This is a genomic window from Campylobacter sp. RM15925 (genome assembly GCF_012978775.1).
GTDB classification, from domain to species: Bacteria; Campylobacterota; Campylobacteria; order Campylobacterales; family Campylobacteraceae; genus Campylobacter_A; species Campylobacter_A canis.
In genome coordinates, this window is record NZ_LIWP01000008.1 from 12,598 (window position 1) to 36,720 (window position 24,123).

The 24,123-nt window shown below is 39.4% G+C and carries 24 protein-coding genes; 21 read left to right on the plus strand and 3 right to left on the minus strand.

What is annotated here, in order from left to right; genetic code table 11:
* Position 1: 1 nt before the first annotated feature.
* From greA to CDOM15925_RS06145, 21 genes are all read left to right on the plus strand, one after another.
* On the plus strand, positions 2-490 hold the full coding sequence (greA, locus tag CDOM15925_RS06045; RefSeq protein WP_169942127.1) for a transcription elongation factor GreA: 489 nt from the start codon (positions 2-4) through the stop codon (positions 488-490).
* Positions 491-1,495 (plus strand): N-acetyl-gamma-glutamyl-phosphate reductase, encoded by a 1,005-nt coding sequence (argC, locus tag CDOM15925_RS06050; RefSeq protein WP_169942129.1) that lies wholly within the window; start codon positions 491-493, stop codon positions 1,493-1,495.
* A gap of 1 nt (position 1,496) precedes the next feature.
* Positions 1,497-2,231: a UDP-2,3-diacylglucosamine diphosphatase gene (locus CDOM15925_RS06055; protein ID WP_169942131.1), complete on the plus strand. Its 735-nt coding sequence runs from the start codon at positions 1,497-1,499 to the stop codon at positions 2,229-2,231.
* A complete protein-coding gene (locus CDOM15925_RS06060) occupies positions 2,224-3,171 on the plus strand; it encodes a chemotaxis protein (protein WP_169942133.1) in 948 nt (315 codons plus the stop codon). Before CDOM15925_RS06055 ends, CDOM15925_RS06060 begins: the two co-directional genes overlap by 8 nt.
* A gap of 9 nt (positions 3,172-3,180) precedes the next feature.
* Positions 3,181-5,526, plus strand: coding sequence for a hybrid sensor histidine kinase/response regulator (locus CDOM15925_RS06065; RefSeq protein WP_169942135.1), 2,346 nt, complete (start codon positions 3,181-3,183; stop codon positions 5,524-5,526).
* 3 nt (positions 5,527-5,529) lie between these two features.
* Positions 5,530-6,030 (plus strand): chemotaxis protein CheW, encoded by a 501-nt coding sequence (locus CDOM15925_RS06070; protein WP_169942137.1) that lies wholly within the window; start codon positions 5,530-5,532, stop codon positions 6,028-6,030.
* A gap of 10 nt (positions 6,031-6,040) precedes the next feature.
* Positions 6,041-6,664, plus strand: a complete 624-nt coding sequence (gene serB / locus CDOM15925_RS06075; protein WP_169942139.1) for a phosphoserine phosphatase SerB — start codon at positions 6,041-6,043, stop codon at positions 6,662-6,664.
* Between the two features lie 11 nt (positions 6,665-6,675).
* The gene (locus tag CDOM15925_RS06080) at positions 6,676-7,686 is read left to right on the plus strand and encodes a transaldolase (protein ID WP_169942140.1); all 1,011 of its coding nucleotides are present in this window, start codon (positions 6,676-6,678) and stop codon (positions 7,684-7,686) included.
* A 10-nt stretch (positions 7,687-7,696) separates the two neighbouring features.
* Entirely contained in the window at positions 7,697-8,908 is a 1,212-nt protein-coding gene (locus CDOM15925_RS06085; protein WP_169942142.1) for a type IV pilus twitching motility protein PilT, read from the plus strand.
* A 63-nt stretch (positions 8,909-8,971) separates the two neighbouring features.
* A complete protein-coding gene (locus tag CDOM15925_RS06090) occupies positions 8,972-9,508 on the plus strand; it encodes a 50S ribosomal protein L25/general stress protein Ctc (RefSeq protein WP_169942144.1) in 537 nt (178 codons plus the stop codon).
* Positions 9,509-9,523: 15 nt separating this feature from the next.
* Entirely contained in the window at positions 9,524-10,075 is a 552-nt protein-coding gene (gene pth / locus CDOM15925_RS06095; RefSeq protein WP_169942146.1) for an aminoacyl-tRNA hydrolase, read from the plus strand.
* A 246-nt stretch (positions 10,076-10,321) separates the two neighbouring features.
* Complete coding sequence (locus CDOM15925_RS06100; protein WP_169942148.1) at positions 10,322-11,383, plus strand: LptF/LptG family permease; 1,062 nt, start codon at positions 10,322-10,324, stop codon at positions 11,381-11,383.
* Between the two features lie 56 nt (positions 11,384-11,439).
* Positions 11,440-12,678 (plus strand): diaminopimelate decarboxylase, encoded by a 1,239-nt coding sequence (gene lysA / locus CDOM15925_RS06105; RefSeq protein WP_169942149.1) that lies wholly within the window; start codon positions 11,440-11,442, stop codon positions 12,676-12,678.
* Entirely contained in the window at positions 12,675-13,457 is a 783-nt protein-coding gene (locus CDOM15925_RS06110; protein WP_169942152.1) for an HAD-IIA family hydrolase, read from the plus strand. The genes lysA and CDOM15925_RS06110 overlap by 4 nt, the downstream gene beginning before the upstream one ends.
* A complete protein-coding gene (gene pheA / locus CDOM15925_RS06115; protein WP_169942154.1) occupies positions 13,441-14,520 on the plus strand; it encodes a prephenate dehydratase in 1,080 nt (359 codons plus the stop codon). Before CDOM15925_RS06110 ends, pheA begins: the two co-directional genes overlap by 17 nt.
* Positions 14,517-15,617: a histidinol-phosphate transaminase gene (gene hisC / locus CDOM15925_RS06120; RefSeq protein WP_169942156.1), complete on the plus strand. Its 1,101-nt coding sequence runs from the start codon at positions 14,517-14,519 to the stop codon at positions 15,615-15,617. Before pheA ends, hisC begins: the two co-directional genes overlap by 4 nt.
* A gap of 3 nt (positions 15,618-15,620) precedes the next feature.
* Complete coding sequence (fliF, locus tag CDOM15925_RS06125; RefSeq protein WP_169942158.1) at positions 15,621-17,318, plus strand: flagellar basal-body MS-ring/collar protein FliF; 1,698 nt, start codon at positions 15,621-15,623, stop codon at positions 17,316-17,318.
* Positions 17,318-18,349, plus strand: a complete 1,032-nt coding sequence (gene fliG / locus CDOM15925_RS06130; RefSeq protein ID WP_169942160.1) for a flagellar motor switch protein FliG — start codon at positions 17,318-17,320, stop codon at positions 18,347-18,349. The genes fliF and fliG overlap by 1 nt, the downstream gene beginning before the upstream one ends.
* Positions 18,346-19,230 (plus strand): flagellar assembly protein FliH, encoded by an 885-nt coding sequence (gene fliH / locus CDOM15925_RS06135; protein ID WP_169942161.1) that lies wholly within the window; start codon positions 18,346-18,348, stop codon positions 19,228-19,230. The genes fliG and fliH overlap by 4 nt, the downstream gene beginning before the upstream one ends.
* A gap of 11 nt (positions 19,231-19,241) precedes the next feature.
* Positions 19,242-21,071 (plus strand): 1-deoxy-D-xylulose-5-phosphate synthase, encoded by a 1,830-nt coding sequence (gene dxs, locus CDOM15925_RS06140; RefSeq protein ID WP_169942276.1) that lies wholly within the window; start codon positions 19,242-19,244, stop codon positions 21,069-21,071.
* Between the two features lie 63 nt (positions 21,072-21,134).
* Positions 21,135-21,545, plus strand: a complete 411-nt coding sequence (locus tag CDOM15925_RS06145) for a Fur family transcriptional regulator (protein ID WP_169942163.1) — start codon at positions 21,135-21,137, stop codon at positions 21,543-21,545.
* 157 nt (positions 21,546-21,702) lie between these two features.
* Here the strand turns inward: CDOM15925_RS06145 and CDOM15925_RS06150 are convergent, their stop codons facing one another.
* From CDOM15925_RS06150 to CDOM15925_RS06160, 3 genes are all read right to left on the minus strand, one after another.
* The gene (locus CDOM15925_RS06150; RefSeq protein WP_169942165.1) at positions 21,703-22,269 is read right to left on the minus strand and encodes a hypothetical protein; all 567 of its coding nucleotides are present in this window, start codon (positions 22,267-22,269) and stop codon (positions 21,703-21,705) included.
* A gap of 248 nt (positions 22,270-22,517) precedes the next feature.
* Positions 22,518-22,970, minus strand: a complete 453-nt coding sequence (locus tag CDOM15925_RS06155; RefSeq protein WP_169942167.1) for a DIP1984 family protein — start codon at positions 22,968-22,970, stop codon at positions 22,518-22,520.
* Positions 22,971-23,053: 83 nt separating this feature from the next.
* Positions 23,054-24,121, minus strand: coding sequence for a DUF7821 domain-containing protein (locus CDOM15925_RS06160; protein ID WP_169942169.1), 1,068 nt, complete (start codon positions 24,119-24,121; stop codon positions 23,054-23,056).
* Between the last annotated feature and the right edge of the window lie 2 nt (positions 24,122-24,123).

A 24,123-nucleotide genomic window follows, 5' to 3' on the forward strand; every position in this document is an offset into this window, starting at 1 on the left:
AATGACTGAACCGATGACTATATTTGGATACGAAAAAATCACAAACGAACTTAAAAATTTAAAAACCGTGGATCGTCCGCGCATAGTTGAAGAGATCGACATCGCAAGAAGTCATGGCGATCTAAAAGAAAATGCCGAATATCACGCAGCCCGCGAGAAGCAATCCTTCATAGAAAGCAGGATCGCCGAGCTTAGCGACATAGTAAGCAGAGCAAAAGTTATAGATCCCAGCGAATACGAGCATGATAAGGTGAAATTCGGCTCAACGGTTGTGATAATGGACGTTGAAACCGAGATAGAAAAGTCCTATACTCTGGTAGGAACGCCTGAGAGCAACCTAGAGCGAGGCTTAATCTCTATAAACTCACCCCTTGGCAGGCAGCTTATAGGCAAGAGCGAGGGCGATGACGTGACGCTAAATTTGCCAAACGGCGCAAGCGAGATAGAGATCATCTCCGTTAGCTATAAACCTATCAAATTTGGAGAGTAGATGATAAATGTAGGCATCATCGGCGTTAGCGGATATACGGGATTTGAGCTTATAAAGCTGCTTTTAAATCACCCTGAATTTAAGATCGCTTACCTTGCTGCAAGCTCTGCTTCTAGGATAGAGGAAATTTTCCCATCTTTAAAAGGCGTTTTCGAGTTTGAAGTAAGCGCTGCAAACGCAAGCCAAGCGGCTAAAAAATGCGAACTTGTCTTTTTGGCGTTGCCGCATCAGGAGGCGATGAAGTATGCAAAAGAGCTTTTGAAATTTGGCGTTAAGGTTGTTGATTTTTCGGCCGATTACCGCTTGAGTCTTGAGCTTTATGAGAAAAATTACTGCGAGCACCTAGATCCTGAAAATTTATCAAGTGCGGTTTATGGACTAGTAGAACTAAACCGCGAACGCATAAAAAGAGCAAATTTGATCGCAAATCCGGGATGTTATCCGACTGCTTCGATATTGGCTATCGCGCCGTTTTTGCCATTTATCGACATGGAATTTGGCGTGATAATAGATGCAAAAAGCGGAGTTAGCGGTGCGGGCAAAAAACTAAGCGCGACAAGCCATTTTGTGAGCGTGAATGAAAACGCAAACGCCTATAATCCGATAAAGCACCGCCATAGCGACGAGATAAAAGAGCAAATTTCACTTATTGCAGGCAGGCAAATACCCACGCTTTTCGTGCCTCACTTGCTTCCTATAACGCGCGGAATGCTGGTAAGTGTTTATGCGAAACTTGCTAGCAAGATAGATCCTTGCGAAATTTTAAATAAATTTTATGAAGCTGAAAAATTCGTGCGGGTTAAAAATGAGCCCGTTAGCATCAAAAGCGTTACCGGAACGCACTTTTGCGATATAACGGCTTATGTGCACGAGGATAAAATTTTTATAAACTCAGCCATCGATAATCTCTTGCGGGGTGCCAGCTCGCAAGCTCTTGCAAATGCGAATTTAATCTGCGGATTTAGCGAAGATACGGCACTTCCTATTTATACTTGTCTTCCTTAAAATGCAAAATTTGACGATAAAAAATGGCGCGATTTTTATAGCCGATTCTCACGCTAACGAAAATCGCCCCGAATTTTTAAAATTTCTACGAGCATTAAAAGAGGGCAAAATTTGCGCTCCGCAGCTATTTTTGATGGGTGATATGTTTGATTTTTTATCGGATTACTGCGATTATCCGCTTAAATTTGCAAGCGAGCATATAAGGCTTATAAATGAGCTTTCAGGGCGGATGGAAATTTATTATTTTGAAGGAAATCACGACTTTAACCTTTCAAAAATCTTAAAAAACGTGCGAGTCTTTCCGATCGCTGCGCAACCTGTCAAATTTAAGAGCGAATGCGCGCAAAACGTGGCTATTGCGCACGGAGATATATTTTTGCCTTTTGTTAGCAAATATGCTTTGAGATTTTTAAGGCTCAAACCATTTTTAAAATGTATGAATTTTATTGATAATTTGTTAAATTTTAAAATTTCAAAAGCACTTTTTAAAAAATTACGACATAAAAATTTAACTTATAAAATTCCAAATTTTAAAAATTTAGCGGCAAAAAGAGTGGCGAATTATACCGAAGAAATCATAATCGAAGGGCATTTTCACCAAGGAGATATATTTGAGTTTCAAAATCAACAATATATCAACGTTCCAAGTTTTGCATGCGAGCAAAGTTATTTTATAGTAGAATACGCACCAAAGATTAAGTTTGCTCTAAAGAGCGCAAGGGGCCAAGATGTTTGATGATAACGTTTTAAAGACCGGTTCAAACGAGATGGAGCTTGTTGATTTTAGAATTTTTAAGCAGACTGGCGACAGAGTATATGAGGGTATATACGGCGTAAATGTCGCCAAGGTCCGCGAAATCATCAAGATGCCAAATTTGACCGAACTTCCGGGTGTTCCTGAATATATAGAAGGAATTTTTGATTTACGGGGCGTAGTGATACCGGTTATAAATTTAGCCAAATGGATGAATATAAAAGAGCCGCAAGAAGCCGTTATGAAACCGCGCGTAATAATTTCGGAATTTAGCGAAATTTTGATAGGTTTTATAGTTCATGAAGCTAAAAGAATTCGCAGAATTAATTGGGCGGATATAGAAGCTGCAAGCTTTTCTGCAAGCTCAGGCACGCTTGACAAAGGCAAAATAACAGGCGTAACTCGCATAGAAAACGATGAAGTTTTGTTGATACTGGATCTTGAAAGTATCGTTGAAGAGCTTGGAATTTATAGTCCTAAGATAGAGGTTGATATAGATGAGGCTAAGAAGCTTCACGGCGTAGCGCTTGTTCTTGATGATAGCTCGACTGCCAGAAAGCTCGTAAAAGATACTCTTGAAAAGATGGGATTAAAAGTAGTTGAGGCAAAAGACGGTATCGAAGGACTTTCTAAGATGAAAGATCTTTACGAGATGTACGGAGATAAATTAAACGAACATTTAAGGATTATATTAAGCGATATCGAGATGCCTCAGATGGACGGATACCGTTTCGCGGCGACTCTTAAAGATGATAGTAGATACTCAAACATACCTATTATCTTTAACTCCTCTTTGAGCAATGTTTATAGCGAGGCTCAGAGTAAAGAGGCGGGCGGTGCTGCGTACTTAACGAAATTTGATGCGACTATTCTTTATAATGAGGTGCTTCGTGTTATTGAAGCGCAAAAATCAGCGAAATAGGGGTAAGATATGGATGATATGAGAGAGATACTTGAAGACTTTTTGGTAGAAGCCTTTGAGCTAGTTGAGCAAATCGACCATGACCTTATCGAGCTTGAGTCAAACCCTGAAGATTTGGAGCTTTTAAATAGAATTTTCCGCGTTGCTCACACCGTAAAAGGATCATCTTCGTTTTTAAATTTTGATGTTTTAACCAAACTTACGCATCATATGGAAGATGTTTTAAACAAAGCTAGAAAAGATGAGCTTAAGATAACGCCTGACATCATGGATGTCGTACTTGAATCAATCGACATGATGAAGTCGCTTCTGCACGGAATTAGAGATAATGGAAACGACACCGATGTAGGCATAGATATAAATGATATCTGCACTAGACTTACTGCTATTTCAGAGGGCGAAAGCGCAGCCGCGGTTCAAGAAAGCCCAAAAGCCGAGCCTGTAGAGGAAGTGCAAGCCGAGCCTGAACCTGAGCCGATTAGCGATGAAAATTTATCAAATTTAAGCGATGACGAGATAGAAGCCGAGATAGAAAGACTGCTTAAAGTAAGAAAAGCGGAAGATCAAGCCCGTAGAGCGCAAAAAGCGGCAAGCGCGCCTGCACCAAGTGCAAATTTAGCTCCTGAGGCTCCAAAAGCAGCCGTCCAGTCTGCGCCTAAACCTGTTGCGCCAAGTGCTCCTAAAAAAGTAGAAGCCGAGAAGAAAGTCCCAGCTCCTTCAGCAGGCGGAAGCGATGCGGAACAGACTATACGCGTAGAAGTTAAAAGACTTGATCATTTGATGAATTTAATCGGCGAGCTCGTGCTTGGCAAAAACCGCTTGCTTAAAATTTATGATGACGTAGAGGAAAGATATGAGGGCGAAAAATTCCTTGAAGAGCTAAATCAAGTGGTTTCTAGCTTAAGCCTTGTAACTACGGATATCCAGCTTGCGGTTATGAAGACAAGAATGCTTCCTATTGCTAAAGTGTTTAACAAATTCCCTCGTATGATAAGAGATTTAAGTCGTGAGTTAAATAAACAGATCGATCTTGAAATCGCGGGTGAAGAGACCGAGCTTGATAAGTCCATAGTCGAGCAAATCGGCGATCCACTTGTGCATATGATAAGAAATTCTTGTGATCATGGCATAGAAGACGGCGCGACTAGAATTGCCGCAGGCAAGAGCGAAAAAGGAACTATTCAGCTAAAAGCCTATAACGAAGGTAATCACATAGTAGTTGAGATCGCAGATGATGGTAAAGGCCTTGATGCCGATATGCTTAAAGCAAAATCGATCGAAAAAGGCATAATAACCGAGCGTGAAGCTGATGCGATGAGTGATAAAGAGGCGTTTAGTCTTATATTTAAGCCCGGATTTTCAACTGCGGCAAAGGTCACAAACGTAAGCGGACGCGGCGTAGGAATGGATGTCGTTAAGACAAATATAGAAAAGCTAAACGGATTAATCGATATAGATAGCGAGCTTGGAAAAGGAACGGTCGTAAAACTTAAAATTCCTCTTACTCTAGCTATCATCCAATCACTTTTAGTTGGCTCTCAAGAGGAATTTTTCGCTATCCCGCTTGCAAGTGTTCTTGAAACGGTTCGAGTGCCTATAGATGATATATACACTATCGACGGCAAGAACGTACTTAGGTTGCGAGACGAGGTTCTTTCGCTTGTTAAGCTTTCAGACATCTTTGGCGTTAAGCAGGTATTTGACGGAGGAGAGCAGACTTATGTAGTTATCATCGGGGTTGCGGAAGCTAAGCTTGGTATCATAGTAGATAGCCTTGTAGGTCAAGAAGAGATCGTTATAAAATCCATGGGCGATTACTTGCAAAACATCCCAGGAATTGCAGGCGCTACTATAAGAGGTGACGGACGCGTAACGCTTATAATCGACGTTGCCGCTATGATGGAGATGGCAAAAGATATCAAAGTAGATATTAGAGCCAGTCTTGAGGCTTCAAAAGCGACTAAAGAAAAGCCGAGCGATTATAAGGTGCTGATAGTGGATGATTCCAAGATGGATAGAAATATCATGCAAAGATCGCTTGAGCCGCTTGGCGTAACCGTTATAGAAGCTACAAACGGCGTTGAAGCGCTTAGTATAGTAAAATCGGGCGAACACGCTCTTGATGCTATGCTTATAGATATAGAGATGCCAAGGATGGACGGATATACTTTGGCTGCGGAAATTCGCAAATACTCAAAGTATAGAAATTTACCGCTGATAGCAGTTACTTCAAGGACTTCAAAGACGGATAGATTAAGAGGAGTTGAAGTGGGAATGACCGAGTATATCACTAAGCCGTATTCATCGGAATACCTTGAAAACGTAGTTAGAAAAAATATTAAAATGATAGGATAGAACATGAATGACAAATTAAATCAGGTTCTAAAAAGACAGAAAAAGCAAATTTCAGATCCTAGCGAAAAGGATAGAGACGAGATAGTCCAACTTGTCGGATTTATAGTAGGAGACGAGGAGTATGCGATACCGATTTTAAACATCCAAGAGATTATTAAACCGATCGAATATACTCGCGTGCCTAGCGTGCCCGAGTATGTTTTAGGTGTGTTTAATCTGCGCGGAAGCGTTATACCGCTAATTGATCTTAGGAAGCGTTTTTCGCTAAACGCCACAAAGCCTAATGCAAACACGAGATATATCGTGATGAAAGATGATGAAAACAGAGTGGCGGGATTTGTTATAGATAGGCTAACCGAGGCAATTAGAATTAAAAAGAATAGGATTGATCCGCCGCCTGAGACTTTGCTGAAAGAAAAAGGCATGATCTATGGAATCGGCAAAAGAGATCAAAATATCCTTACGATTTTAAAAGTTGAGTCGCTCTTAAAGCGCGATTTTTAAAGGCTAAATTTTGATAAAACTTTGTGTTTTTGATTTTGACTCTACTTTGATGGACGGAGAGACTATTGATTTTTTAGCGCAGGCTCAAGGAGTAGGTGATGAAGTTAGTGCTATAACCAAGCGCGCTATGGCGGGCGAACTTGATTTTTTTGAGAGTTTAACTAAGCGCGTAAGCCTGCTAAAAGGACTTAGCGTAGAGAAAGTAGATGAAATTTGTGAAAATTTACCGCTTATGCCAGGAGCCTTTGATCTGATAGCTCATCTAAAATCCAAAGGCATAAAAGTAGTCGTTTTTAGCGGAGGATTTCACGCAGGAACGGATAGGGCGCAAGCTAAGCTTAAATTTGACGCTAGCTTTGCAAATATCTTGCACTCAAAAGACGGCGCTTTAAGCGGACTTGTGGGAGGCGAGATGATGTTTGGTTTCTCAAAAGGCGCTATGATGCAAAATTTGCAAAATTTGCTAGGCATAAGCAAAGACGAAACTATGAGTGTAGGAGACGGAGCCAATGATATATCCATGTTTGAACATTCAAGTCTTAAAATCGCTTTTTGCGCTAAAGAAATTTTAAGAGCCAAAGCGACGCACTGTATAGATAAAAAAGATTTAAGAGAGATAATAAATTTAGTATAAAAGGCAAAAAGATGTTTAACGGTAATGTCAAATTTTCGCTATGGTGTGATTTTGTGGAGAGGGATTTTTTAAATGGAGAATTTGTAGAACTTATAAATTCAGGTGCGATAAACGGAGCTACTTCAAACCCCGCGATATTTAAATCGGCCTTTTTAACCTCAAGTGCTTACAAAAGCACTATAGAGCAAAGCGAGAGAAAACATCCTAAAAATATCTACGAGACTCTTGCTATGCAAGATATCAAAATCGCGGCAAATAAGCTTATAAAAAATTTCGCAAACGACGATGACGGGTTTATAAGTATCGAGGTTGATCCAAACCTTTGTGATGATACTCAAGGCACGATAGAAGAGGGTGTTAGGCTGTTTAATGAGATGGCTATGCCAAATGTTATGATAAAAATTCCTGCGACAAAGGCCGGATTTGAAGCGATGAGCGCGCTTATAGCAAGAGGAATTTCAGTCAATGCTACGCTTATATTTTCACCTGAGCAAGCGATATCTTGCCTTGAAGCCTTTGAGAGCGGAACAAAAATTTACGAGAAAAAATTCCCAAATACAAAACTTCCTCAAGGCGTGATAAGTATTTTTGTAAGCCGTTTTGATAGATTGCTTGACGAAAAGATGCGTCAAAGTTCACTTCCTACGGGACAAATCGGCATAATGAATGCTACTAAAATTTATAAAATCATAGAGGCTAGGAATTTAGCCAACGTAAGAGCGCTCTTTGCAAGCACCGGCGTAAAGGGCGATGAGCTTAGCAAGGATTATTACGTAAAAGAGCTAATGTATAAAAACTCGATCAATACAGCTCCGCTTGATACGATCAAAGCTTTTATAAGCCAAAATAGCGAGCCAAAAGAAGCCGCAAGCGATGATAGTATCGAGAGATTTTTTGAGGTGGTAAAACGAGCCGATATAGATATGAGCAGAGTTTATAAAGAGCTTTTAAATGACGGCATAAAGCAGTTTGTGCAGGCATATGAAGAGATAATGAAAGCATTAAAACAAAACCAAATTTAGGGAGCGAGCTATGGAAATTTCTCAATTTGAAGTAGACGTCAGTAAATTAGATTTTATCTTAAGAGATAAACTTAACGGATATCTTTCAAAGCTTGTTGAAGGCGGCGGAAGCGATCTTCACATAAAATCGGGCGGATATATCTACGGTAGATTTAACGGTGAAATTCGCCAAATGAATACCGAAATAATGAGTCAAGCAGATAGCATTACTTTGGCAAAAGAGCTTTTGCGTTCGCGCTTTAAAGAGCTTGTGGATATGAAAAATATCGACTTTACCCATAAGCTAAATGACGATTATCGCTTTCGTGTAAATATATTTTTCCAAATGGAAGGTGTTTCTGCGGTTTTTAGAACTATACCTACGAAAATTCCAAATTTTGAAGAGCTTTATCTCCCGCCTATAATAGAAAAAATTTGCGATACGGTAAATCGTGGGATTATCTTAGTTACCGGTCCAACAGGAAGCGGTAAGACGACAACTCTTGCAAGTATGATAAATAGAATGAACGCTCAAAAAAAGCGTCATATTATCACTATTGAAGATCCTATCGAGTACGTATATACCGATCAAAAAAGTATCGTAAATCAAAGAGCTATAGGGCAAGATGCGAGCGGATTTTCAGACGCTTTGCGTGCATCTTTGCGCGAAGATCCCGATGTGATTTTGGTTGGCGAGATGAGAGATCTTGAAACCGTAAAAACAGCGATGGCTGCGGCTGAAACAGGACACTTGGTGCTTTCTACTCTGCATACTTTGGATGCTAAAGAGACTGTGGGGCGGGTTATAAATATGTTTCCAAAAGAGGAGCAAAATCGTATAAAGATGACCTTTGCTTCGGTTGTGGAAGCGATAATTTCTCAAAGACTTGTTAGAACTCTTCAAAATACACGAAGACCTGCCGTTGAAGTGATGATTAAAAACGTAAGAATTAAAAACATGATCATGGATGGCAGAGAGGGTGAAATTTATGACGCGATAGAGCAGAGTAAAAACACTTACGGTATGCAGACTTTTGATCAGCATCTGCTTGAACTTTACAATGAAGAGATAATAGACCTTGAAGAGGCTCTGGAAAAATCAAGTAAGAGAAATAACCTTGAAATCAAGATCAAAAACGCAAATTTAGCAAAAGAGGGCATGCTTGATCTTGCAAGCGGAGAAGAAGATTACACTGAAAGGTTAAAACGCGACGTAATCGCGCTTAAAGACTTGGACAGTTAAATTTAGGCTAAATTTATAAAATTTTGGCTAAAATCGGCATTTATTTTTTATGAAAGGAAAACGATGTTAGAAGGTATCGTTAGAGAGAGTATCGGTAAAAAAGCTTCTAAAGCTTTGAGAAGAGATGGTTATCTAATCGCGAACATTTACGGAAAAGGATTAGAGAATATTGAGGCGGCTTTTAAGGTGAATGAATTTATCAAAGAGGTGCGCAAAAAAGATAGTCTTGCATTTGATGTAAAGGTTGGCGATAAGGTACTTAAAGTCGTTATCGTGGAGTATCAAAAAGATCCTATCACAAACGCTCTTAAGCACGTGGATCTAAAAGTTGCACTTCCTGGTGTAGTATCAAAATACTTAATCCCTGTTAAGCCTTTTGGAACACCGATCGGCCTTAAAAATAAAGGTGTTTTGATCCTATCTAAAAAGAGACTTGCGGTAAAATGTACAGCTGAAAACCTACCAAATTCATTTGTGCTTGACGTTAGCAAGCTTGACGTAGAAGATACGATATTAGTAAGAGATATCACCGTTCCTACAGGCGTTAGCATGGTTGATGCCGGTCATGTTGCAGTTGTCGGAGTCGTAAAAGCTAAGTAGTTTAAGGCTTATAGATTGATCCTTATAGTTGGGCTGGGAAATCCCGGCTCACAATACGAAAAAACAAGACACAATATCGGGTTTATGCTTATAGACCTACTTAAAACCGAGAAATTTACCGACGTTAGTTCTAGCAAATTTCAAGGCCAACTTTTTAAATTTTCAAATTTGCTTCTTTTAAAACCTCAAACCTTCATGAACCTATCAGGAAACAGCGTAAAAGCGGTAAATGATTTTTACAAACCGGAGCGCATTATAGTAATTCACGATGACTTAGACCTTAAGCTTGGAACGGTTAAATTTAAAATAGGCGGTAGTAGCGGCGGGCATAATGGACTAAAATCGATCGACAGCTTAATTGGAAGCGAGTATGAACGAGTCCGTATAGGCATAGGCAGAAGCGATAAGACAAGTGTCACAAGCCATGTTCTAAGTGCATTTAGCGAAGATGAAAATGAATGCTTGCAAAAAGTTTTAAGTTATACCAAAGAGGCGGTCTTAGAGCTTATTAGGAGCGATGTTGCTAGTATTTCTCAAAAATACTCTACAAAAAAAGGAATTTGTTAAATTAAAATCCTAAATTTTAATTTGATTTTAAAGAGTTAAAATTAAACAATAAAAATTCCCAAATCAGCTTTTATTCTTTCGTTGAAAACTATTTATTTAAAAGAAACCCCAAGATTCTTATAAATTTCATTATTGCAAAAGTCAAAAATATCTTATTTGTCAAATTGAAACTTAAAATTTATCTTTAAATAGGCTGGATTTAATTTAAATTAGATAGAATTCGACAAATTTAATGAAGGTGTTTTAGTGAATTTGTATGCAAGATATGTCGGCTGGCTATATTTTAAATCGTTTTTTGTGATATTTTTAGCCCTCATATTTTTTTACGTGGGTATCGATATACTTACAAATCTAAAAGACATGCCTACAAGTGCGAACTTAAGACTGCTTTATTTCTCGCTTACATCGCTTACTGCCGTTAATTACGTGCTTCCGCTATCTTTGATTTTCGCCTTGATTGTTAGTAAATTTAGCATGATTAGAAACAACGAGCTTGTTAGCTTTTACGCTCTTGGTATTAGCAAAAACACGCTTATTAAACCGCCTTTTATAATTGCTCTTGTGATTACTCTTATGTATGTCGGCTTAAATTTTACCCCCTTTGCCTACTCCTACGAATTTCAAAGAAATTTGATGAAAACTTCTCAAATTTCGCGTGTTAGTTCTGATATATTTTTGAAATTTGAGGGCAAATTTATCTACATCAAAGAGCTTAATCCCGTAACGGCTACGGTAAAAGACATAAGGATATTTGATGTGTCTAATGGAAAGCTGCTAAGCGCTACTTTTGGTAACGAAGCAAGCTTTAGCGATAACAAATGGTTACTTAAAGATGTAAATGTAACTACTATGCCGGAAATCGTAAAGCTTGGCGCAAAAGGGCTTGATATAAAGCACTTTGACACTCTTGAGAGTTTGGAGGGCTTTAAACCAAAAACCATAGAAAATGCCTATCAGGCAAGCTCCTCCATATCCATTTTAGACGCGCTTGATTTTATATTTGCATTTGAAAAAGAAGGCGTTGGGCTAAATGCGGCTAAAACCACCTTGTACAATCTAGCCTTTTCTCCGTTTTTTGCGCCTCTAATGGTTTTTATAATCTATTATTTCTTGCCTGTTACTGGTAGATTTTTTAATCTCGCACTTGCCAGTTTTGTGTTTATTATAGTAACACTTTGTGTTTGGGGTGCTCTATTTGTACTCATGAGATTTGCTCATAACGGTGTTATACTGCCGGAGCTTGGAGTCTTGTTGCCGATAGTTTGTATATTTGGGGTTGCTTTATATCTTTATTTTAAGCACCGTTAAGTCAAATTTAGGCGAAAATTCAGTAAAATCTAATCATTTCTATCAAGGTTAGTTTTATGGATTTTACAAATTTAGCCAAAACTTACGGCACTCCTCTTTATGTTTATAATTTTGATTATATAGCCGCTAGATATGAGGCTTTAAAGCAGGCTTTTCACGCTAGAAAATCTTTGGTTTGCTATGCCGTTAAAGCAAATTCAAACTTAAGCGTTTTGAAGCATCTTGCAAATTTAGGCGCAGGGTTTGATTGCGTAAGCCAAGGCGAAGTAAGGCGAGCTTTGACGGCGGGAGCTAAAAAATATCAGATCATTTTTAGCGGCGTAGGCAAGAGCGATGATGAGCTCAAATTCGCCCTTGAAAATGAAATTTTGATGATAAATTTAGAGAGCGAAGCCGAGATGTATAGTCTTGAAAAGGTTGCAAAAGAACTTGGTAAAACGGCTCGCATAAGTATAAGGGTAAATCCCGATATAGACGCTAAAACCCACCCTTACATCTCAACGGGACTTAATGAAAATAAATTTGGCGTTGATATTAAAACCGCTAAAAAAATGTACTTACACGCTAAAAATTCAGCCTTCCTTGAGCCTGTCGGCATACACTCTCATATCGGCTCGCAAATCACCGATATAGAGCCTATAGTGCAGGCTTCAAAGGTCGTTTCAAATCTGCTTAGGGAATTAAAATCAATTGAGATCGATATCAAATTTTTTGACGTTGGCGGCGGACTTGGTATCGTATATGGCGATGAAAAAGAGCCGAATTTATATGAGTACGCGCAGGGAATTTTAAGCAATTTAAGCGGTCTTGACGTAACGATCGTTTGTGAGCCGGGTAGATTTATCGTAGGCAATAGCGGGTATTTTTTAACTAGCGTTTTGTATGAGAAATTTAATAAACAAAAGCGCTTTGTCGTGGTTGACGGAGCGATGAACGACTTGCTTCGCCCAAGCCTTTACGGAGCGGAGCATAAAATTTTTGCAGTTAAAGACGGACAAGCGGTCTGCAGCTGCAAGCAAGAGGATTTGGACAAATTTGACTTTAGCCTTTGCGATGTAGTAGGCCCAGTATGCGAAAGCGGCGATTTTTTAGCCAAAAATGTAAATTTACCGACTTGCGATAGCAAGGATCTACTCGTAGTAAAATCAGCAGGAGCCTACGGCTTTAGCATGAGTAGCAACTACAACACGCGCTTAAGGGCTGCAGAAGTTGGCGTAAAAGAGGGTAAGGATTTTTTGATTAGGCGTCGCGAAAGTTTTGAAGATCTGATCGCTCTTGAAAAGGATCTTTTGTGATATTTATCGACGTTCAGGGCACTTTGATAAGCGATAGTGACAAAAGCCCCATAAACGGCGCTTGTGAGCTGATTGAGTGTTTAAATTTGCAAAGCATTCCGTATGTCGTCATAACAAATAACACGAAATTTAAAAGCGATGAGTTTTTAGCAGAGCTTAGAAGCAAGGGGCTAGCGATAAAAGAGGGTGCTTATATAGATCCTTTTTGCGTACTTGAAAGCATCTTGCCGCCTTGTAAAATCGCAGCCTTTGGAGCCGATAAATTCAAACAAACCATGAGAAATTTAGGCTATGAGCTTGATGAAAATTTCGCTAAAGCCGTGATAGTGGCTAGCGGAGATGACTTTAAATTTGATGAATTCGCTTCAATGATAGAAATTTTGCAAAACGGTGCAAAACTAATTGCAATGAGTGAAACTAGCATATATAAAAAAAATAATCGAAGCTATCCCGGCGTAGGAGCGATAGCCAAGATGCTAAATTACGCTACGGGACGCGAATATGAAGTCATCGGAAAGCCAAGCAAGGAGTTTTATAAAGCCGCTTTGGAATTATTAAATTTACAAAATGCAAAGGCTAAATTTAACGATATTTTGATAATCAGCGATGATGCTAAGGGCGATTTGGTGGGCGCAAAAGAGCTTGGCATGAAAACGGCTCTTGTTTTAAGCGGCAAGGTAAAGGATGCTAAAAATTCAGGCGTTAAGCCACACGTAGTAGATAAAATTTACGCCGATGTTTCTGAGTTTTTAAAGGAGCTATATGCAAAATATAAATGATTTGCGAAGTGAAATCGACAAGATTGATGATGAAATTTTAAAAAAATTAAACGAGCGCATGAAGTTTGTCAAAAAAATCGGCGAATTAAAGCAGACCAGCGGCACTTCTATATATCGTCCCGAGCGAGAAAGAGCGATACTAAACCGCCTTGAAAGTAGCGGCTCAAATATCTTAAATAAATCGGCAATCGAAGCGATATATCTTGAAATTTTCGCAGTTAGCAGAAATCTTGAAATGCCCGAGAAAGTCGCCTATCTAGGGCCTGAAGGCACTTACACTCATCAGGCTGCCGAGAGTAGATTTGGCGCGATGAGCTCGTATCTGCCGCTTGCTACGATTGAGTCGGTTTTTACCAAGCTTAAGCACAAAGAGGCAAAATACGGTGTAGTTCCTATCGAAAACAACACCGAAGGCGCAGTTGGTGCGACGCTTGATTGTCTTGGCAGGTTTGAGGGCGTTAAAGTAGTGGCTGAAATTTACATGGATATACACCATAGCTTTGCAAGTACTTGCGAGAATTTAGGCGACATTAAGCGTATTTATTCACATCCGCAAGGATACAACCAATGCCTTAAATTTTTAGATGATCATCTGCTTTCAAGTGCCGAATTTATCCCTACAAAATCAACCGCAGAGGCTGCGAAATTCGCTTCAACTGAGCCAAATTCGGCGGCTATCTGCTCAAAGATTGCAGCCAAGCTTTATAATGTGCCGATTTTGTTTGAGACGATTGAGGATAATATGGCAAATCGCACGAGATTTTTTATACTGAGTGATTTTAAAAACGAACGCGCTCAGAGAAATAAAACATCTATTTTGGCTCGCACCGATCACCGTCCCGGTGGGCTTGCCGACCTGCTTGGAGCCTTTAGGGACGAGGGGATAAATTTAACCAAGCTTGAAAGCCGTCCTATAAAAGAGCGCGAGTTTAGGACTGTCTTTTATATAGATTTTGAAGGTCATATAGACGATGAAAACGTCGTTAGAGCCATTGAAAAAGTAAAGACATTCGGTGATGAGATAACCTGGCTTGGAAGCTACATTTCAGGAGATGAGAGATGAAATTTAACGAGAATTTGGCAAATTTGATAAATTATGAAGCGGGCAAGCCGATCGAACTTGTAGTTAGAGAATTTGGCATAGCAGCAAATGACGTGATCAAGCTAGCTAGTAACGAAAATCCATTTGGCACGAGCAAAGCCGTCGTTGAAGCTATAAGAGAGTATGCAAACAAGATGAGCTTGTATCCTGATGATAGCTATTTTGAGCTAAAAGCTGCACTTGCAAAGAAATTTAGCGTAGATGAAAAGTGCCTTATAATAGGCTCGGGAAGCGATCAAGTGATAGAATTTGCCGTTCATGCAAAGGCAAATGCTAAAAACGCCGTGCTGATGGCGGGAGTGACCTTTGCTATGTATGAAATTTACGCCAAACAAACCGGTACTAAAATCTATAAAACCAAAGCCAAAGAACATGATTTAAACGAATTTAGAGAAATTTATAATGCGCATAAAGACGAGATTGCTATCATATTTCTTTGCTTGCCGAACAACCCCCTTGGCGAGTGTATAGATGCTGATGAAGTATATAAAATTATTGGCGAAGTTGATGAAAACGTGCTTGTGGTGATCGACGGTGCGTATCAGGAATTTGCAAAATTTAAAGACGCTAAAAAAGAGATAAAACCAAACGAGCTTATAGCGAAATTTAAAAACGCCATTTATCTTGGTACCTTTTCTAAGGCTTACGGGCTTGGCGGTATGCGAGTGGGATACGGTATCGCAGACGCTAGCGTCATAGGCGAGCTTGGCAAGCTTAGGGCGCCTTTTAACATCACGAATTTAAGTCTTAAAGCGGCGATTGAGGCTCTAAAAGACGAGGAGTTCGTAAGGCGCTCGATAGAAGCGAATTTTAAAGAGATGATAAGGTATGAAGAATTTGCAAAGAAAAACCAAATCGAGTTTATAAATAGCTATACAAATTTCATAACTTATAAATTTAATGAGCTAAATGCAAGCGATATCGCGCAAATTCTGCTAAAAAAAGGTATAATTTTACGTGATTTAAAAAGTTATGGACTAAATGCCGTTCGTATCACAATAGGACTACAGTGGCAAAATGATAGAGTTTTAAGCGAATTAGAGGGGACTATAAGATAGGAAATGGATTTTAAAGCGATATTTCAGCAGATTGGACAAATTTATCAAAATCTCTCTTTAAAACAGCGTATAATCGCGGCAAGCTCGGTTGTGTTTGTCGTGGGTTTTTTGGTCTTTCTTAGTATTTATAAAAGCTCTCAAGCTCAAAGCTATGACGGATATAGCGTACTTTTTGAAAACATCTCTCCGAGTGATTCCGCGCTTATCGTTCAGCAGCTTGAAAAAAACGGCGTAAAATATAAAATTTACAATGAAGGCACCATCTTAGTGCCGACTGCCGACGTTTATAAAGAGCGAATTTCCGTAGCTTCTATGGGAATTTTAAAGGACAATAAAGTCGGTTTTGAAATTTTTGACAAGCAGGAATTTGGAGCTACGGATGCCGAGCAAAAGGTCAAATTTCAAAGAGCTCTTGAAGGTGAGTTAGCGCGTACGATAGAAAGCCTAGCGCCGATAGATAAGGCTCTTGTGCGAATAGCAATCCCAAAAGAGACGTTATTTACGGAGCGGACGACTCCTCCTTCAGCCTCGATAGTATTAAATTTAAAAGACGGACAGAGTCTTAATTTAAAGCAGATTACCGGAATTAAAAATTTAGTCTCTTCGGCGGTTGCAAATCTCACTCCTCAAAACGTAAAAATCGTAAATCAAGACGGAATTCCTTTGGGAGAAGAGGATGGCGACTATGATAGCGATATGATCGCTCAGCAGATAAGATACAAGCGCGAAGCCGAAAATGCGCTCGAGCAAAAGATACTGAATGTGCTTTCGCCTATCGTAGGCGGCATGCATAAGGTCGTGGCTAAGGTTACGATTGATTTTGATTTTTCGCGCAAAGATAGCGAAAGCGAGACTTTTGATCCAAATTCGGTCGCAAGAAGCGAGCAGAGTATCGAAGAAAAGCGCCAAGGCTCTAAAGCGCCTGAAGTGCAGGGCGTGCCTGGTGCGGTTAGCAATATAGGTCCTGTTGAGGGTCTTGAAGATAAAAAACTTGAGGAGCTTTATACCAAAAGCTCGGCAACTACGAATTATGAAATTTCAAAGAAAGTTATGCGTATCAAGGATCAGTTCGCTACTATCAAGCGTTTAAGCGCTGCGGTAGTGGTTGACGGAAGATACGAAAATAAAAAAGATGAGAGCGGAAATTTAACAAAAGAGATCGAATACATACCGCTTAACAAAGAACAGCTTGATCAGATAAACGCACTTATCAAGCAGTCCGTAGGCTTTGATGCAAATAGAGGCGATGAAGTTACTCTTAGCAATTTTGAATTCCAGCGCCCGAACAACGAAACGCCTGCAAGTAAGGTGAATTCGTTTTTTGACGCTTACGTAACGCCGTTTTTGCCGATGCTTAAGTATCTTTTTGTCGCGCTTTTATTATTTATATTTTATAAGAAAATCATCGTGCCGTTCATGGAAAAAATGGTTGAAAATATCAAAGAAGAAGAGCCTGAAGAGTTGCCTGATATGATAGATCTTGACGATAGCGAAGACGCTTTGGAGAAATTTAAAGCTGCTAAGAAAAAAGTCGAAGAGCAACTTGGAATCGGTGAAAATTTCAACGAAGACGAGCTAAGATACGATGTCTTACTTGAAAAGACTAAGCTTATCGTGCAAGAGCGAAGCGAGGAGATATCGGTGCTTATTCAGGATATGATTAAAAATGACGTTGATTTTAGCAACCGCAAGGATTTTTGATGGCTACTAAGTTAAACGAACAACAAAAGTTAATTTACGACGATCTTTCAATGCCAGAAAAGGTCGCGATACTTCTAATCCAGCTTGGAGAAGATGCCACTACGCTTTTGTTTTCTCATATGGAAGTTGATGTTATAACTGAAATTTCACGCTACATCGCTACGGCAAAAAGCGTAGATAGACAGGTTGCGGCTGCGGTTTTGGAAGAATTTTACGCACTTATGCAGTCAAATCAATACATGAGAAGCGGCGGTCTTGAGTATGCTAAGGAAATTTTATACCGTACTTTTGGTCCTGAAACCGCGCAAAAAATTCTTGATAAACTTGCTAAAAGCATGGAAAGCACCAAGAGCTTTGGTTATCTAACCAAGATCAAGCCTCAGCAGTTAGCGGACTTCATCACCAAAGAACACCCTCAAACCATAGCCTTGATACTTGCTCATATGGACTCAACGAGCGCTGCGGAAACGCTTTCTTATTTTAGCGACGATCTTAGAGGCGAAGTCGTGATGAGAATGGCAAATTTAGGCGATATCAGCCCTTCTGTTATCAAAAGAGTTTCAACCGTGCTTGAAGGCAAGCTTGAAAGTCTCACTTCATATAAAGTTGAGGTCGGCGGTCCAAGAGCGGTTGCCGAAGTGCTTAATAGACTTGGGCAAAAAGCCTCAAAATCAACGCTTGAGCATATCGAAGACAGCGATGAAAAGCTTGCTACCGTTATCAAAGAGCTTATGTTTACATTTGAAGATATCAACACGCTTAATCAAATCGCCATTAGAGAAATTCTTAAAAACGTCGATAAAAAAGATCTTATGGTTGCACTTAAGGGCTCGGGCGACGCGCTTAAAGAGAAATTTATGTCCAGTATGTCACAGCGTGCAAGCGAGGCGTTTAAAGAGGAGATGCAGTATCTTGGCGCCGTTCGCGTAAAAGACGTCGAAGAGGCGCAACGCCGAATAGTAGAGCAAGTCCAAGCTTTAGCCGATCAAGGAGTCTTCCAAGTCGGTGAAGCTGATGAGATGATAGAATGAGAAGTAGCGTTATATCCAACGAAGATGCTAAAAAGCACTTTGTTGAAAATTATCGGTTTAAGGTTTTGGGTCAGGAAAAAAAGATCGAAGAGAGCCATGATAATGATAACACTCTAGATGTTGATAGCGCTGATGATAGCAGCGTTTTTGTCGGTAGAGGCTTAAAATACAACAAAGATATAGGCTCGACTGACGATGTTAGAATTTTTGATTCAAATTTTGCTTCAACAAAAGAAGCGCCTCAAAAAACTTTGCAGGCTAATGTTTTACAGGATCAATCTGGTCAGTCAAATTTCGTAGAGGAGCTTTTAAAGCGAATCGATGAGCTATCAGGCAGTATCATAAAGCTTCAAATGCAGATAGAAAATCAAGAGACCGAATTTGCCAGACGCCTTGAAAACGAAGTTGCAAGAGCTAAAGAGGAAGGCTTGCAGCAAGGCAATACCGAGGCTAAAGCGAAATTTGAAGAGAAATTAAAAGAGCTTGAAAGCAGATATAGCTCTTCTGTTTCAAGGCTTGATAACGAATCTGCTAAATTTGAGCGTTTTTTGGTTTCAAGCGAAGAGGAGCTCTCAAATACCGCTATTGATATCGCAAGGCAGATAGTTAAAAAAGAAATTTCAACAAGCTCTTCAAGTGTGGCTTACGCACTGGCAAAAGCCTTGATGAAGGATTTAAGCGAAGCTAAAGATGTGCAAATTCGCGTTAGTCAAAAGGATTTTGAGTTTTTAAAAGAGCAGTTTGGCGCAAGCGACAATATACAAGTTGTGCCTGATGAAGCCATCAATGTAGGCGGCGTGATCGTGATGAGCGATATCGGAAATCTTGACGGCACTATAGAATCAAGATTTGAAAAGATCAAAAAGATAATTAGCGAATGAAAATGGATGAGATAAATTTAAAAGCGATGAGTGTGAGCGAGCTAGAAGAACTTGCTCAAAAACTTAGAGATAAAATTTTACAAACCGTGAGTAAAAACGGCGGGCATCTTAGTTCAAACATCGGTGCGGTAGAGCTTATAGTTGCTATGCATTACGTGTTTGACGTGAGTAAAGACCCGTTTATATTTGACGTGAGCCACCAAAGCTATGCACATAAGCTCTTAACGGGTCGCTGGGATAAATTTGACTCGCTAAGGCAATTTGGCGGCATAAGCGGCTACACCAAGCCAAGCGAAAGCGAATTTGATTATTTTGTAGCGGGACACAGCTCTACTTCTATCTCCCTTGCCGTAGGAGCCGCTAAAGCAATAAGACTTAAAGGCGAAGATCGCTTGCCTGTAGCTATGATAGGCGATGGCTCGATGAGTGCGGGCATGGCGTACGAGGCGCTAAATGAGCTTGGAGACCGCAAATACCCTTGCGTCATCATCCTAAACGACAACGAGATGAGCATAAGTAAGCCGATAGGTGCGCTTAGCAAATATCTAAGCCAGATGATGGCGGGACAGCCTTATCAGAAATTTAAAAGCAGGGTCGAGAAATTTTTAAGCTACATGCCTGATTCTGCCGCTTACATGGCGCGCAGGATGGAAGAGGGGATTAGACTTATAACTCCGGGCATGTTTTTTGAAGAGCTTGGACTTGAGTATATAGGTCCTGTCGACGGACACGACATCAAAGCCCTCATAGACGCACTTGAAGTTGCAAAAGCTATGAAAAAACCCGTTATAGTGCATGCTCAAACCTTAAAAGGCAAAGGCTATGAAAAGGCCGAAGGACACTACGCAAACTGGCATGGCGTGGGTCCGTTTGACCTTAAAAGTGGAGAGAGTATCAAAAAATCCGTCGCAAAATCGGCAACCGCTCTTTATAGCGAGTATCTTACAGAGCTTGCAAGCAAGCATGAAAATATAGTAGGCGTTACTGCCGCGATGCCTACGGGAACAGGTCTTGACGCACTTATAGAGAAGTTTCCGCATAGATTTTGGGATGTGGCAATCGCCGAGCAGCACGCTGTAACCTCTATGGCTGCGATGGCAAAAGAGGGTTTTAAGCCTTTTATCACTATATACTCAACTTTCTTACAGCGAGCTTACGATCAAGTTATTCACGACGCTTGTATTATGAATTTAAACGTCGTCTTTGCCATGGATAGAGCAGGTATCGTGGGTGAAGACGGAGAGACTCATCAGGGAGCTTTTGATATCAGTTATCTAAATTTAGTTCCAAATATCACGCTTTTTGCTCCAAGGTGCGCGGCAAATTTTAAATTTGCTATGGAGTATGCATATATGCATACCGGAGCCTGTGCTTTTAGATACCCGCGCGGAAATTTTCTGCTTGAAGAGGGTGAATTTGAAGCTCGTGAATTTAAGCTTGGTAAAGGCGAAATTTTAGCTCCTGCAGATGGAAAAATAGTATTTATAGGATACGGAAACGCGGTCGGAAAAGCAAATTTGGTTAGAAAAGAGCTCGTCGGTAAGCTTGATGCGACTCTTGTTGATTTGGTTTTTATAAAGCCGCTTGATAGGGAGCTTCTTTTAAATTTAGCTCAAGAAAAAAAGATATGGTATGTATTTTCGGATGGAGCCAAAAAGGGTGGCGTAGGCGAAATTCTCGCAGCATTTTTACAGGATGAAAAAATTTATGACGTTAAAATAACCAGTTTTGAGTATGAGGATAAATTTATAAGCCACGGTAAAACCGAGGCCGTTGAGCGATATCTTGGAGTGGATGTTAAAAGTATTTCTGAAAAAATACTAAAAGATAATTTATATTAACAACTATAATAAACTTTTAAATAAATTTTTTGTATAGTTAGCTAAAAAAATTGGGAGAGAAGCATGAACTATATGAATTTATTGAAAGAACACGGACTAAAAGCAACTCCGCAGCGCATTAGCGTGCTAAAAATTTTAAATCGTCATATGCACCCGACTATCGATGAGCTTTATGAAGAAATTTGTATCGAAAATCCTTCAGTATCGCTTGCTACGGTATATAAAAACCTAAATATGCTAAAAGATGAAGGTCTTGTAGTTGAAGTAAATATGCCAAACCAAAAGGCAAGATATGATATCTTTGAAGAGCCTCATATCCACGTGGTATGCGAAAAATGCGGTAAAGTCAGCGACGTAGCCCATAGTGATATATCGCTTGATGATTGTAAGCAGAAGCTTGAAAAAAGACTTGGAAATATAGTTGAGAGAATGAACGTCCTGGCCACAGTTAAGGATTGCAAGCATTGCAGATAAGGGCTAAATTTAGCCCTTACCGCTTCTTTTTATTTTAGTCAATTCATAAAATTTAAATACAAAACAACCCAATCTTATTTTATAAATTTACTCAAATTTTCATTTTTGATTTCAGTTTATTTTTCTATCTTGCTATAAAAAATCGTTTGAAAGCTCTTTAAAGTCTTTTTATCTCGACTCTGATTTGCTTTTTATCTTCGGTTAGCTTCGCTTCATAATCAAGTGTAGAAATTTTAGGAAAATTTGTCACATTTATATCGGGAATTATTTTTTGAGTATCTTTAATGCCGATATCCGAGCTGCAAGCGATAGTATTTCCGTCACTGCTTTTATCTGAGGCATTAAAGCCGTTAAGCACAATCATATCCAAAGTGGCTTTTTCATTAAATTTATCCGATGTTTTAATGATTTTACAAAGCAGATCGTCTTTATCGCACTCTTTTGAGGGATTAAATTTTTGCGCGACATGGCTTGTTTGAAGAACTTTTTTGAGCGAAAAGCCTGAGGATAGATTGGATACTACATCCTTTACCGCCTTGTTTGAGTTAAGCTCGTCTTTATAAACGCTTGCAGCAAAAAGATCGCCAAGATGAGGTTTGATAAGTTTTTTAATAGTCTCTTGAACATTTTTATCATCGCAAGCCAACTCTTTTTTAGTTTCAAAGCAACCTGAAAACAAAGCCGCGGTTATCGCTAGGCTTAAAAATTTAATATATCTCGACATTTATCTTCCTTTTTGTTTTAAATTTTAGCGGATCAAATTTAAACCGAATTTTGAATTAGCCGCTTGGTTTATCTGCCCCCAAACCCACCCTGTATCATCAAATCAGTATATGGTAGTAACATTACTCGCTAACTTTGCCCTTGTAAGATTACTGAGATAAATCTGCTTGTTTGCGATCTCTCCGAATCGCGGGTGTAGCCTAGTTTTAAACGGATTTATACTCGCTTTTGATGATATTTAACCAAAATTTAAATCAGATCAACCTGCCAATTTGCTCTTTGAAGCAGTGTATCGGTCTGGCGAATCTCTTTTGAAATTCCGTCAAGCTCTTTTTGCAGGCTTGCTACGTCCACCGTGCTTAAGATTCGAATCTCTTTGCTTGAATACATCTCGACTTTTCTGCTGGCGTTTTCTATAAAGCCCCTCAAAATTCCCGCTTTCATCGTCATAGTATCGCGCTTAGCTATAAGATCGACCAAATTTTGCCCTTCGATTTGCGAAGCACAGTTGGTTTTATTGATCTTTGATATGAGAGAATTTAGCTCGTTTATACAGCCGTCAAGTTCTTTTAAAAGTTCGCTTGGTTGCTCCGCAACTTTGTCGTTTTCTTGGACTTTTGCATTGTTGTTAAGTCGCACACGAAGCTGTTCGATGCGTTTTTGCAAATCCGCGCGCAGGATAAGTGCTTCTGCCAGTTTCATAGCTGCTCCTAAAATTTATTTTGTAAAAATTATACCTTTAATTTTTAAGACGGCGTTAAAATTTCTTGATTTATCTTGAAAAATCAAAATTCGTGGATATTTAAATTTAAAAACTCCGCCAGCTTTAAAATCCTATCTTTATCCTCTTTCTTGCAGACAAAGAAGCAATACCCCTCTAAGCTATCTTTACTCGGATTTACGTTTAGTATCGTGTAGTCTGAAATTTCTTCCAGCCTTAAAGCTATCTTGTAAGGCTCTAGGATATCGCTTTTGCCGATTTTAAGCTCATTGCCCGTTGTTTTCTTTATGTATCTTTTAAGCCCTGAAATATCTATTTCCCAATGGCTTTCAAAGCTTTTAAGAGTGTCTTTTAAGATAAAGTTATAGACTAGAAATTCCCGGCTTGGAGTATGGTTTTCGTATCCTTGCCATAAAATTCCTTTTTCTATTAAAATTTTCGCGCACTTTTGGGGTTCATTTTGAGCCAAGAAAAATCTTTTTACAAATTCCGCTTCGTTTTTAGCGCTCATCTGGGTTAGATTTGCAAATTCGCTAAGAGCGTCTTGGGTGCTTAAATTTATATCCTCGGTTTCATCTGTACTTAAATTTAGCCTTTTGTGGATGAAATTTACAGCTTTTATGAACACTTCTATGTATTTTTTCTCTTGCTCGTCTTTTAAATCTTCGTCCAAAAGCCTGCAGTCTCTCATCTCAAAAAACAAATCTCCCGTAGTAGGCGACTTGATGAGTATCTTAAAGCCCTCGTTGCCCTCATCATCTTCAAACGGCAAGCAGATGAAGGCGATATCTTCTAAGCGCAGATATTTTTTCATATCAAGCTTTATCACCGGCTTTACACACACTCCTATAACGGTAAAAAAACAGCCTTCGCCGCTATCAATCCGCTCCTTTGAAGGCGGAATTAGCTTGGCGTTTTGCATAAGTTTTGCAAGCGGTTCGTATAGGTTGTTAAATTTAGCTCTTTTTAACGCGTTTTGCGCCTCTTCATCATTTAAAAATTCCTGCGGATAGAAATAATAATCAACCGTTACGTCTGCAGCAAAAGGAGATTTATCAAAGCTTATAGTTGTAGTCTCGTTCTCGTTTAAATATCTCTCTATATCTTTAAATTTCTCAACTGCGTTTTTCAATT